Source organism: Runella aurantiaca, assembly GCF_003339505.1.
Lineage (GTDB): Bacteria > Bacteroidota > Bacteroidia > Cytophagales > Spirosomataceae > Runella > Runella aurantiaca.
Map to the genome: position 1 here is coordinate 85560 of NZ_QPIW01000004.1, position 12879 is coordinate 98438.

A 12879-nucleotide genomic window follows, 5' to 3' on the forward strand; every position below is an offset into this window, starting at 1 on the left:
TCGCAAGAGTAATTACCTTAGCTACTTCAAAACCAGTAAATGATGAGATCCCTGACACTTTGGATGGTCTTTTTGTTGCTTTCGATTTCGTTTCTGCGGGCCCAGCCTGCTCCGAAGCAGGCCCAATGGTCTAAATTATATATCATGCCCGATAAACGGACCATTACGCGTGGAGATGGAAAACCGTTTTTCTGGTTGGGAGATACGGCTTGGGAACTTTTTCATCGGTTGACAAAAGAAGAGACGGATTTTTATTTAAAACGTCGTGCTGAACAGGGATTTACGGTCATTCAAGCGGTGGCTTTGGCGGAGTTTGATGGCTTGACCCAGCCTAACCAATACGGTCAGTTGCCGCTCAAAAATAATGACCCCACGAAACCCAATGAACTGTATTTTCAGCACGTAGATTATGTCATCAATAAGGCCGCTTCACTAGGATTGGTGACGGGCTTGTTGCCCACTTGGGGCGATAAATTTAATAAAAAATGGGGCATAGGCCCAGAAGTATTTACCCCTGAAAACGCCCGTATTTATGGTGAATGGTTAGGCAGACGTTACAAGGGTAAGCCCGTCATTTGGATATTGGGCGGGGATAGAAGCCCCGAAACGGAACAACATTACGCCATCATTCGGGCCATGGCCGAAGGGGTTCGGGCGGGCAACGGCGGCACACAGCTCATGACGTATCACCCCGTGGGTAACAGTAATTCGGCAGCATTTTTCCACAAAGACAATTGGCTGAATTTCAACATGTATCAGTCGGGACATTCGGCGCGTAATGCCAAAAACTACGTGATGCAACGCCAGAATTATCAGTTGTTTCCCGTAAAACCCACCCTCGACGGAGAGCCGCGCTACGAAGACCATCCCATCAACTGGAAACCCGAACTGGATTATTTTAATGCGCACGACGCCCGACAGGCGGCGTGGTGGGCCATGCTGGCTGGTGGGTGCGGACATACTTATGGCAACCACAATGTATGGCAGTTTTTTGACCCAAATCGCAACAAATCCGTCTCTGTGGCGCGTACCCACTGGCGAAGGGCAGTTGATAGTGAGGGAGCTTGGCAAATGGGCTATCTGCGTAAACTTTATGAATCACATCCTTGGAATCAATTAATTCCGGAGCAATCGCTGCTGAAAGGCGATAACCCCGACGATGCCAGCTATCAAATGGCGGCTTGGGGCGAAAACAAAGATTTTGTATTTGCCTATACCCCCACGGGTAAACCCTTGAAAATTGATTTAGCAAAACTCCAAGCGCCCCAATTAATGGCCTACTGGTTCAACCCCCGCGATGGCGTCACTACCCTCATTGGTGATTATAAAAACGACGGCGTCAAGGAATTTAAAACGCCTGTAAGTTGTCCCACCTGCGACTGGGTGCTGGTAATTGACGATGTCACAAAGCCGTGGGCGGGAGTTGGATTGTCGAAGATTATGAAAAAATAGTGATGTATATGAGGTGATTACCGTATAAGTACTCTGACAAAAGGGGTATTTATACTGTATTGGAAGTGGGTCTTATTTCTCACCTTTGTTGAGGTAATTTTTCCATAAATCCTCAACCAAAAATCATTATGAATTCTATCCTTTATTGGAATGAAGTCGCGCTGGAAGCCAACCGGGTGAGTCATACCAATGGTAAGCAAGAGCAAACGGGGCCAACGTTAAGCTCAAGAGCGCTCGCTATGGTTCATTTGGCCATGTATGATGCCTATGCTGGTGTTATAAATAACATTGCCACTCACCCAATGTATCAGGCCGGTGCGGGTATTGCACCTGCTGGAGCTTCGTATCAGGCTGCCGTGGCGGCCGCCGCCCATTTTATGTTAGGAAAGCTGTTTCCGAGTCAGAAAAGTTTTTTTGATGGAAAATACCAGCAAGCAGGTTTGACTGGGAATGGACTTATCGAAGGTCGGGATTATGGAGTAAAGTTAGCTGGATTATTATGGGAAGAACGAAAAAGTGACCCTGACGCAAGCGACTTAGGCTACTCGTCATTCAATGACCGAGGGCGCCACCGCCCTGACCCTGACAATCCAAAGCAGGGCTATCACGCGCCTTTTTACGGTAAAAATTCAAAATGTTTCTCTTCCGATCGGTATGAGTTAGATGCACCTCCGCAACCCGGTACGGCATCATACACTCAAGCACTGAAAGAAGTAAAGGGGAAAGGAATTGCTCCCGAGTTGATGGGGACTCTTCCCGCCGGTATTTCCAAACGAAAAGTGGATGAAACCATCATCGGAATCTACTGGGGCTACGATGGGGCTGTTGGATTGGGAACGCCGCCCCGTTTGTACAATCAGATTGTAAGAGAAGTGTCAATAAAGAAAAATGACGGCAAACCGGAAGAAGAGGCCGAAGCCTCCGATGTGCGGCTTTTTGCCTTGGTGAATGTGGCCATGGCGGATGCCGGAATATTGGCTTGGGAACAAAAATACAAGCACGATTTCTGGCGTCCGGTGTTGGGAATTCGGGAGCATGACCCGTCTATGGGGCCGGGAGCGGCCGTGGGCGATGATGATATTTTGAACGATACCGATCCGGAATGGTTGCCTTTTGGTGCTCCGAGTACCAATGCTATGAACAAACCGCAGGAACATTCTTCGGCTTATCCCTGTCAGCAAATTTCCGGGAGTAATGGAATCCCCAAAAACTTTACGCCTCCTTTTCCGGCGTATCCTTCCGGCCACGCTACCTTTGGCGCGGCAGCGTTGCACATGACCCGCATGTTTTATGAAATTGATGCTGAAAATACAACACCAGATACATTGTTTGATGATATGACGTTTGTGTCGGAAGAAATGAACGGGGTCAATACTGATAACAAAGGTACTATACGTCCTCGCCATGTCCGGAAATTTTCTGGGGGGCTATGGCAGATGATCGAAGAAAATGGCCGTTCGCGGGTTTATTTAGGCGTTCACTGGATATTTGATGCGTTTGCCGTGGACGAAGATGGAAACCCTGATTTTACCCAAAATATTGGTGGTGTGCCATTGGGACTAAATATTGCCAAGTCCATTTACGGAAAAGGCGGAGGAAAAGGTCCCGTAAAAGCCTAGCGTTTTAACCTCGTTTTGTTACTTCGATGACTTAGTGTAAGTCATCGAAGTAATTTTTTGAATTAGGCCAGGGATGTACTACTTTTGAAGCAAACAATTTGGGTTTTGGCCTTACCTGTTGCTGCATGAATTTCCCCTTTTTTATTGCCCGTCGTTACTTCAGTTCCAAGAAGAAAAAAAGCTTTATCAGCCTTATTTCCAATATTTCGATGTTGGGCGTAGGCGTGGGTACGATGGCGCTCGTGATTGTGTTGTCGGTCTTCAACGGTATGGAAGAACTCAATCGGCAACTGTTTCGGAGTTTTGACCCAGACCTAAAAATTACCCCCGCCAAAGGAAAACGCATCGACGTTACGCCCGCACTTTTGACAAAAATCAAGCAAACAAAAGGTGTGAAATTTGCTACGCAGGTCATTGAAGACAATGCCTTGGCGCGCTACGGCGACCGCCGCGTGGTGGTCAAGCTCAAAGGTGTGGATTCTACTTACGAACAACGGCATCAACTGGATACGGCGCTGGTTTACGGAACCGTGCAAGTCATGGCCGACGGAGAGCCCAAAGCTGTGGTGGGGGCCACGGTGCAGCAATTGTTGAGCATCAATCCCAACGATATTCTAACACCCCTGGAGCTTTGGTACCCTCGCTCAGATACCCGTTCGCTCAACCTCAACTCCCCCGACGCCTTCAATCAGCAAATCATTCGGGTGGGTGGCGTGTATATGCTCGAACTGCGGTTTGACGATTATGTGATTGTACCGCTGGATTTTGCGGCCGAGCTGTTCGGCTATGGCGCGCAACGCTCGTCGTTTGAACTTCAACTACAACCCAATACCGACGCCGACGCGATCAAAAGTGACTTGGAAAAAAGCTTGGGAGATACGTTTGTGATTCGTACCCGCGACGAGCAAAATGCCGATTTGTTACGCGCTATTCGCCTCGAAAAACTGTTTGTGACCGTTACCTTGGGTTTGATTGTGTTGGTGGCGGCGGTCAATATTTTCTTCTCGCTTTCTATGCTCGTCATCGAAAAGCGCGACGACATCAAAATGCTTTTTGCGATGGGTGCAACAAGTAGCATGGTCAAGCGCATCTTTCTGTTTGAAGGAGCATTGGTGGCTTTTTCTGGCGCGGCGGTGGGGTTGATTTTGGGCGTGATTGTGTGTTGGGCGCAGCAAACCTACGGCTTGGTTTCGATGGGAATGGTGAGTTCGTTGGTGGATGCCTACCCCGTCAAAATGGTGTGGGAAGACTTCGTTATTACAGCTTTTTTGGTCATTTCGGTCACCATCATCGTGTCGTTTTTGCCCGCCAAGCGCGCCGCTGAAATGGGGTAAACTACAATTCAATCACTTGCCCCTGCACCGCTACTTTGTAGCCTTCTTTGGCGGTTTGAATAAACTCCTTCGTTTCGGGCCTGAGCAATGGATTCGTATGGTTGAAATGGGTAAAGTAGACTTTTTGTTTTTCAATTTTGGGTAATTTTTCCAACAATTTCATGGTTTCAGACACAAACGGATGCGGTACTTCGCTCATGGGGCGTGGTATTTCGCCATCGGCAAAGAACGTGGCATCAATAAAGGCATAATCGGCGGCTTTAACGACGTCTTTCAGGTCGTTTTTCCACAGATTCCACTTGTCGATGTCGGGAATATAAACAAATGTTTTACGTTCGGTTTGAATACGAAATCCTACGGTTTCTGAATATTCGGCGCGGTGCGGCACGGTGAAGGGCTGAATGCTGATGCGCTCGTTCAGCACAATTGTGGTACTGTCGGTCATGGGGTGAATGTCAATGTTTTTCAAACTCACCAACTGACTCCACGGGCCGTTGTTTTCCAGAAATCTCTGCATGATCGGCATGGCGTAGACTTTTACGTTTTTAGCTCCCAAAGCCTCCCGTCCCAGGTGCATCAAGCCCGTATAATGCCCGATGTGGGCGTGGGTCAGAAAAATCCCCGCTATTTCGTTGGAAGTATTCTGAGTGTTGGTTTTGAGCAATTGCAATTGGTATTTGAAATCGGGGGTGGCGTCAATCAACCAACGCTGTTTGGTCAGCGGGTCTACAATCGCCAGACTCGTTACGTACAGCGGCGGGCGACGTCCTTCCCACGCGTCTAGGCAGTTGGGCGTGTTGCATCCTGCCTGCGGATAGCCGCCATCTTGCGTTACGCCCAATACCAAAACGTAAGGCGACTGAGCATGGACGAGAGCGGAGAAGAAGAGAAAGATGATGAGAAGGCGCATAATGATAGGGAGAGGAATTTATTTTCGAACGAATTTAGATAAATCTTCCTTTGTTTGAAAAATAAGCTTCCCTAACTTCGCGAGTACCAAAAGACCTGCTTACAACCCGTCCTATGCAAAATCCTGCCGAACGCATCAATGAGCTTACCGATTTGCTGAATCATTATAATCACCGATATTACCAAGACAGTGTCTCGGAAATCAGTGATTATGAGTTTGATATACTCCTGAAAGAGCTGGCCGAGCTGGAAAATACCTATCCCGATTTACGCCGTGAAGATTCTCCTTCGTTGCGGGTAGGAGGGGGAATTACGAAGAATTTTGAGACCGTGACGCACCGTTTTCCGATGCTTTCGTTGGGAAATACCTACAACGAGCAGGATTTGCGAGACTTTGATGAGCGCGTGCGGAAGGGCCTTTACGGCGAAGCCTACGAATACATTTGTGAGTTGAAATTTGACGGTATTTCGCTCAGCATGACCTACGAAAACGGCGTGTTGAAGCGGGCCGTGACGCGCGGCGACGGTACCAGAGGAGATGATATTACGAGCAATGTTCGGACGATTAAGACCCTGCCGTTGAAAATAAGAAGCGAGGATTCAGGAGTGAGAAGCGAGGGAAAGCTTGGTTTTCCTACAAATTTTGAGGTGCGTGGCGAGGGTTTTATGCCGATTTCGTCGTTTGAGAAACTCAACAAAGACTTAGAAGCGGCCGACGAACCCACCTACGCCAACCCGCGCAATGCGGCATCGGGGGCGTTTAAATTGCAGGATTCGGCGGAGTCGGCGCGGCGAGGATTGGATTGTTATTTGTACGCCTTTATGTCAGACGAAGCTGTTTTCGAGACCCACGAAGAAAGCCTATTGACGCTGAAAACATGGGGCTTCAACGTGTCGCCGGGCTGGCGAAAATGCGCGGATATTGATGAAGTACTGGCCTACATTCACGAATGGGAAACTAAGCGACACACGTTGCCATTGGCGACGGACGGGATTGTGATTAAAGTAAATTCGATGGCGCAGCAGCGGGAGCTTGGCTTCACGGCCAAAAGTCCGCGTTGGGCTATTTCGTTTAAATACAAAGCCGAAAATAAAGCAGGCGTGTTGAAATCAGTTTCGTATCAAGTGGGCCGTACGGGGGCGCTCACGCCCGTAGCCAATTTGGACAATCTCAACGGCGACGGCAAAGGCCTACAATTGTCGGGAACACGGGTAAAACGCGCCTCGCTGCACAACGCCAACGAAATAGAACGCTTGGGTTTGATGCTCAACGACGTGGTTTTTGTGGAAAAAGGCGGTGAAATTATCCCCAAAATCACGGGAGTGGATGTAGACGCCCGCTCGAACCGCCTGTTGTCTCCCATTATTTACCCTACGCACTGCCCTGAATGTGGTACCGAATTGGTGCGAAAAGAAACCGAAGCCAACCATTACTGTCCCAATGAGCGCGGTTGCCCGCCGCAGTTGCGCGGTAAAGTAGAGCATTTTATTCACCGCAAAGCCCTCAACATCGATAGCTTGGGTGAAGGAAAAATAGAATTGTTGTTTGACAAAAACCTTGTGCAAACCCCCGCTGATTTGTATGATTTGACCTACGAAAAACTCTTCGGCTTGGAGAAGGTCATCACGGACGAAGAAACGGGTAAAACCAAAAAAAATGGATTTAAAGAAAAAACGGTCGAAAATATCCTAAAAGGCATTGAGCAGTCAAAGCAAGCGCCTTTCAAACAGGTGCTTTTTGGCATCGGGATTCGGTTTGTGGGCGCAACGGTGGCCGAAAAACTGGCAGCCTACTTTCGTAACATTGACGCGCTGATGGCGGCAGATTTTGAAGCCCTGTGTAACGTGCCCGAAATCGGTGGAAAAATTGCCCAAAGCATCGTAGATTATTTTGCGGAGGAGTCTAACCGCGATTATATCAGTCGTTTAAGGGCGGCGGGTCTACAATTTGAAACCGATGATGTACCCGTAGTGGCCGAATCCAACGCATTGGAAGGTAAAAGCTTTTTGTACACAGGTACTTTTGCGGGGATGACCCGCGAACAACTGGAAGCCAAAATTGAAGCCAACGGTGGTAAATTGCTCAGTGGGGTATCGGCCAAACTCAATTTTCTGATTGTGGGCGAAAAACCAGGCGCATCCAAAGTTGATAAGGCGACGAAATTGAACGTAAAAATGATTTCGGAGGAGGAGTTTTTAGAGATGCTATCCGTTGATTAATTAAAAAGTTTACTATTTTCTCTTCAAAATTCACCACAAAAAAGTGTATTCTTGCATCCCTATTGCCAGTCAGATCAACCCACATAAAATATGAATCAACGTCTTATATTAAGCAGCCCACTGTTTGAAATCATGGTCAGTCGTTTGTGTCAACAACTCATCGAAAACCATGGAGATTTTGCTGATTCGGCGGTGCTGGGCTTGCAGCCGCGCGGAATCTTCTTTGCCGAGCGGGTCGTCACCGAACTGCGTAACATTACGGGCAAAAATATTCCGTTGGGGTATTTAGATGCTACATTCTATCGGGATGATTTTCGCCGCCGCGAGCAATTGAAACCCAACGCCACCAAAGTCAATTTTGTGATTGAAGGAAAAAAGGTCATTCTGATTGATGACGTGCTGGCTACGGGGCGCATGGTCCGCGCCGCGTTGGACGCGATGCAAGCGTTTGGGCGTCCGCGCAAGGTAGAGTTGCTGGTGTTGATTGACCGTCAATACAGCCGAGAAATTCCGGTAGAGCCTGATTATACGGGCATGAAAGTCAATACATTGGATACCCAACGCGTGCAGGTAGAATGGCGCGAACAAGGCCACGAAGCCGACCGCATTTGGTTGGTAGATTAAGCCTCTAAGCACTCCCTTGGTGGCGTTTTTGCGGCCAAGTATTTCTAATGTACCATAATAATGTTTGTAGAAAGACATCCTATTCACCCGCTTTAGATGCTTACAGCATGACAAAATTGACCATCGAACAAGCCCAACAGGAAGTAGATAACTGGATAAAAACCTACGGCGTACGCTATTTTAGCGAACTGACCAACTTGGCCATTTTGACCGAAGAAGTAGGAGAAATGGCACGCATCATGGCGCGAACGTACGGTGATCAATCGTTCAAAAAGTCGGATTTGGATAAGAATTTGGCCGACGAAATGGCCGATGTGCTGTGGGTGCTGATGTGTCTTGCCAATCAAACGGGCATAGATTTAACCGAAGCATTTCAGAAAAACTTGGAAAAAAAGACAAAACGCGACGCTACCCGTCACCTCGAAAATGATAAGCTGAAACCAGAAAGGGAATGACGAATTTCTTACTTTCTACCTTCGATATCTTTCAATTATTTGCAATCAAGTTCGTAAGAATAGATCGTTTCGCGTAAAAGGTTGTTGTTTGATTTGACCTTTAGGATTCTTAGGGTAGGAACGCGTTTCGTATTGTATTGATATGCAACATCTACACTTTCTTTCAATAGCGTATAATTCAATGGATTACGTTTGCTGTGGGCGCGTCCGTTGAGCATGTTGAGGATTTGCATCCCCTGCGAGAAAGTGTAAATATTCACCTTATCATCATGGTCTCCGTATTCGGCCACTAAGCTGTCGGTGGTTCGATTAGTATACTTCAAGAACCATTTTTTGACATTGGCGGCGGTGTCATATTCCCATTTTGAGGTGACTCCCGTATTGGACTTCATTTCTGAAACCCGCTGATTATCATTGTTGTATACGAGTTTTAAGGTGTCGTCAATCACGGGACCGGAGTTGAAAACCCGGAAGGAATAAATACTGCTCAACGTAGTCGAATTATCGTAGTTTAGCTCATAAATATAACTTCTGTCGCGGGTTTGCAGGTTGGTTTCCCGCAGGCGAATCAAGGTGTTGTCTTTATTATATTCAAACGTATACCGTTTTGTGATTTGATGGGCCCCGCCCGTCGTATATTCTACCATCCTGACAAGTTTACGGGTTGAATCATACTCATAGGCTCTATACAAAACGTTATTGATACGTTCAGAAAGTAAAATACAGGTAGAAATGGCGGTTGAATCGACGGCTGGGGGCACTTCATTCCCTTTGGGACGACAGCCTTTGAAGGTACCCAAACCCATTAATAAAAGAAGCATTCCCCAATAAATAGTAGATTTATTAAACATATCAATTCAATAATAACGAAGTTGGAGCGTAACGAAAAGATGCGGCAAAAAAAATGCCAACTTAATTATATACGCAGTTTGGGTACTTTTTTGAATCAAAATCAATTTAATTTCAAAAAATACCGTTCGAACAACGAACTTAATATATTGCAGCAAAAAAAGTGCCTGATTTCTAAAATCTGGTCTTTTATCAATCAACGGCCATTTTTAACATCTTAAGCCATGTCATCCTTTCAATTTTGTCCTAAGTGCGGAAAGACCCTTGAACCCGTCCAATTAAACCAGCGAGAGCGTTTGGTTTGCTCAGAGCGCTGCGGCTATGTTTATTGGGATAACCCACTGCCTGTGGTGGGGGCCATTGTGGAGTACGACAATGATACCGTCATTTTGATTCAGAACAAAGGTTGGCCTGCCGAATGGTTCGGGATTGTAAGCGGTTTTTTGGAAAAGGGAGAGTCGCCTGAAGAAGCAGTCTTGCGCGAAGTAAAAGAGGAAATAGGGCTAGAGGCCGAAATGGTCGAGCAGGTGGGTGTGTATCCTTTCTTCAAACGAAATGAGCTTATCATCGCTTACCACGTACGCGCAACGGGTGAGATTCGGATGGATGAAAAAGAGCTACAAGCCTATAAAGTGGTGCCCATTCAAAAGCTGCGCCCTTGGCCGTTTGGCACGGGCATAGCCGTGAAGGAATGGCTGGCGAAGAGAAAAATAGAAACCGACGAAAACAAAAATTAAACAACAAGTTTGGCAAACCAAAAGAGAAAACCTGCATAATAAAATGAGTCACATTAGATCAATGCGACTCATTTTATTATAATTTTAGCAAAGGTTATTCTCCTTCTCCCTGCCGGTGAATCCGACTGGCTCCGGTGCTGTTTGATTTGAGATTGGGAATACGCCCCAAGTTGGCTTTGCTCACGCCGGAAGCTTGCACATCACCGTTCTGAATGTTCATGCGCTCGGCATCCAATGAACAAGCCCCGGCAAGGTCGGCTTCAAGGGTGTTGGCGCTGCCGTGCAATTCAACTTTGGAAGCCCCGGCTACGTCGAGTTCAAGTTTTTTGGCGTCAACATCAATGTACGTTTTGGAAGCGCCCGAAATTTCAACTTTCAGCGTACCCAAGTTGTTGAAACCCGTTATTTTTCCGAGTGTTGCCCCTGATAAATCAATAGTTTCGATGGTTGGAACGGTAATCGTAATGCCCACGCGCTTGTTGCGTTCAAAAAGTTTGACTTTACGGCGATTTTCTACGCGGAGCGTGCCATCTTCTACTTTCACTTCTACGTCGTCCAAATCGATTTCGCGGCCGTCGGCTACTACTTTATACACGTCTCCTTTTTGAATGGTCACTACAAAGGCTCCGCCTATTCTGACTTTGCTAAAATTGGTGACGTCAAATTGCTTCACCATTTCGCCTTTGGCATCAAACGAGCGGTCAAAGGCTTCGTTCAGGCCAGACTCTATGCCGTCGCTGATTTCGTCCATGTCGTCGGAGTTGTCGTTGTTGCGCGACTCATCACGAACGGAGATTGGACGGTCAAGGCAAACCAGACCCGAATCAGGTTTGATGGCCCAGCGGATATTTTTGAACATTTCTTCGTTGATGTCCAAATCATACTCATGTTGGATTTGATTCCGTACACCCCAAAAGTGGTCATAGAAATCGCGGGTCATTCGGAAGGTTTTGGCATATGGGAAGTACAATGTGAGGCGCACACTCTGCCCCCTGAAACGTGGTGATTTGTCGGAAAGACTAAAATCTTCGTCAAAAACCAGCGTAGAATCCGTTTGGTTGATGTTGTATAAAATATTGGAGGCGTTGCGCTCGGCATCCTGACGTGAGCGCCCCTGCGAACGGAACCTAAAATCCACTTTGGCATTGGTACTTTCGTAGCCTTCCAAATCCAGTTGCGTATTGTTGTAACCGTCTTCGGAGTTTTCCTCGTGAACGTCCAGCAAAATCGGCGTGGCGGGCAGCTTGTAGGTTTGTTCTTTTTCGACCGTTCCTTCGCGGCGGAAGTTAGCACCGTACTGAAATCCAAAGATGGTGCTTCCCAAAAGGCCGGCCAAAAAGAGGCCGAGTAGGGTTTGCCAAACCGCGGGGGTAAATTTATTTTCTTTGGTCAACAACGAGATTCCCAACCAAGCCAGCGTGGCAAAAGGGACCCCAATGGCCAGAAAGGCAAAAATGTAAGCTACGGGAGACACTTCGCCGATGAAGAAATTGAGCGGCATGAGTTCGTTGTCTATTTGCCCGAAGTCCCACGTACCCAATCCGAATACTGCGAAAAGGGCCGTAATCAAGCCAAGTAAGGCACCCGCGCCAATGATAAACATAATCAGTCCGGCAAAGATGCGCATGATAACCACCAAGAACTTCATCAGGGGCGTTAATCCGCTGAATACCATCGCCACCGCCCGAAAGGGAAATAAAAGCAACTTGGTCGCGATATTTTCTTCTTTTTGTTCGGGTTGAAGGGCTTTTTTGACGTTGGTTTCGATGTTTTCGAGCGTAATGGGCTGTCCTTTCATCTCCATTTTTTCGGTCAAAGTATTGGCCTTTGGCGTAATGAGCCACAGCACGATGTATAAAAGGAGACCAGTGCCGAAGAACAAAATGCTCAGAACCCAAATGAAACGAACCACTCCTAAGTCAACTCCGAAGTAAGCCGCTACCCCGGCCGCAACCCCGCCTACTACTTTTTGGTCAGGATTTCGGTAAAACTTCTTGATGTTTTTGTCTTCTTCCAGTGCATTGGAACCTGGGAAAGAAACCCAGCAAGCAACGTACAGCAAGAAAGTAAATCCGCTCAATGGACCGAAAAACTCAGCGCTGTCGCCACCAAATACGCCGCCGCTGATGGCGGGAAGCCCCAAAAAGAAAAGCAGGAACAGTAAACGAACGAAAAGAGGGTCAACGTTGAAATGATGGGCAATGCCCGCACACACGCCGCCCAATAATTTACGCTTCGTATCGCGAACGAGCTTCCGGGGAGTTGTGGGTGCGGAGGGAGCAGTTTTGGGGGCTGCTGGTTCAGGATTGCCCGCCGAAGCTTGGCTGAAGCCAGCCGCCGATTGGCTGCTTGCGGCGGTCTGTGCCGCCAAATCTTCTTCCTCTTCGATGGCTTCAAAGTCAGCCACGGTTCCCATACTTTTGATGAGCTCTTCGACGTCTTCCAGCGCAATCACTTGCGTGTCGGCGGCTTTTTGTCGGTTCAAAAACTTCTCCGCAATTCGCCCTTCGATGTCAGAGATAATCTCTTTACTATCTTCGTACGACGAAAAGTACTTTTGGATTGAGTTTAGGTAATTTCTTAATTTATCGTAGCCGTCCTCTTCGATGTAAAAAATCAGACCGGCGATATTGATGCTGATAGTCTTTTTCATGGCAATGGATGCGTGCGCATCAGTTAA

The 12879-nt window shown here is 47.4% G+C and carries 10 protein-coding genes; 7 read left to right on the top strand and 3 right to left on the bottom strand.

The features are described 5' to 3' along the window. Positions 1-39 precede the first annotated feature (39 nt). From DVG78_RS07280 to DVG78_RS07290, 3 genes are all read left to right on the top strand, one after another. Positions 40-1452: a glycoside hydrolase family 140 protein gene (locus DVG78_RS07280; protein WP_199563216.1), complete on the top strand. Its 1413-nt coding sequence runs from the start codon at positions 40-42 to the stop codon at positions 1450-1452. Between the two features lie 128 nt (positions 1453-1580). Further along, complete coding sequence (locus DVG78_RS07285; RefSeq protein WP_114460441.1) at positions 1581-3071, top strand: vanadium-dependent haloperoxidase; 1491 nt, start codon at positions 1581-1583, stop codon at positions 3069-3071. A gap of 125 nt (positions 3072-3196) precedes the next feature. Beyond that, positions 3197-4405 carry an ABC transporter permease gene (locus DVG78_RS07290; protein ID WP_114460442.1) on the top strand — a complete coding sequence of 403 codons (1209 nt, stop codon included), beginning with the start codon at positions 3197-3199 and terminating at the stop codon, positions 4403-4405. A gap of 1 nt (position 4406) precedes the next feature. Here DVG78_RS07290 and DVG78_RS07295 read toward each other — a convergent pair whose 3' ends face one another. Then, positions 4407-5315: an MBL fold metallo-hydrolase gene (locus tag DVG78_RS07295; RefSeq protein WP_114460443.1), complete on the bottom strand. Its 909-nt coding sequence runs from the start codon at positions 5313-5315 to the stop codon at positions 4407-4409. Between the two features lie 113 nt (positions 5316-5428). Between DVG78_RS07295 and ligA the strand changes: the two genes are divergently transcribed. From ligA to DVG78_RS07310, 3 genes are all read left to right on the top strand, one after another. Continuing rightward, positions 5429-7534 (top strand): NAD-dependent DNA ligase LigA, encoded by a 2106-nt coding sequence (gene ligA, locus DVG78_RS07300; RefSeq protein WP_114460444.1) that lies wholly within the window; start codon positions 5429-5431, stop codon positions 7532-7534. Between the two features lie 90 nt (positions 7535-7624). Then, a complete protein-coding gene (pyrR, locus tag DVG78_RS07305) occupies positions 7625-8158 on the top strand; it encodes a bifunctional pyr operon transcriptional regulator/uracil phosphoribosyltransferase PyrR (RefSeq protein ID WP_114460445.1) in 534 nt (177 codons plus the stop codon). Between the two features lie 116 nt (positions 8159-8274). After that, positions 8275-8613: a nucleotide pyrophosphohydrolase gene (locus tag DVG78_RS07310; protein ID WP_114460621.1), complete on the top strand. Its 339-nt coding sequence runs from the start codon at positions 8275-8277 to the stop codon at positions 8611-8613. 35 nt (positions 8614-8648) lie between these two features. Here the strand turns inward: DVG78_RS07310 and DVG78_RS07315 are convergent, their stop codons facing one another. Next, positions 8649-9434, bottom strand: coding sequence for a hypothetical protein (locus DVG78_RS07315; RefSeq protein WP_147277013.1), 786 nt, complete (start codon positions 9432-9434; stop codon positions 8649-8651). Between the two features lie 252 nt (positions 9435-9686). On the opposite strand from DVG78_RS07315, the gene DVG78_RS07325 reads away from it, so the two are divergent. Further along, complete coding sequence (locus tag DVG78_RS07325) at positions 9687-10199, top strand: NUDIX domain-containing protein (protein ID WP_114460448.1); 513 nt, start codon at positions 9687-9689, stop codon at positions 10197-10199. 94 nt (positions 10200-10293) lie between these two features. On the opposite strand, the gene DVG78_RS07330 is transcribed toward DVG78_RS07325, so the two are convergent. Next, complete coding sequence (locus tag DVG78_RS07330; protein ID WP_114460449.1) at positions 10294-12852, bottom strand: PspC domain-containing protein; 2559 nt, start codon at positions 12850-12852, stop codon at positions 10294-10296. Positions 12853-12879: the final 27 nt, after the last annotated feature.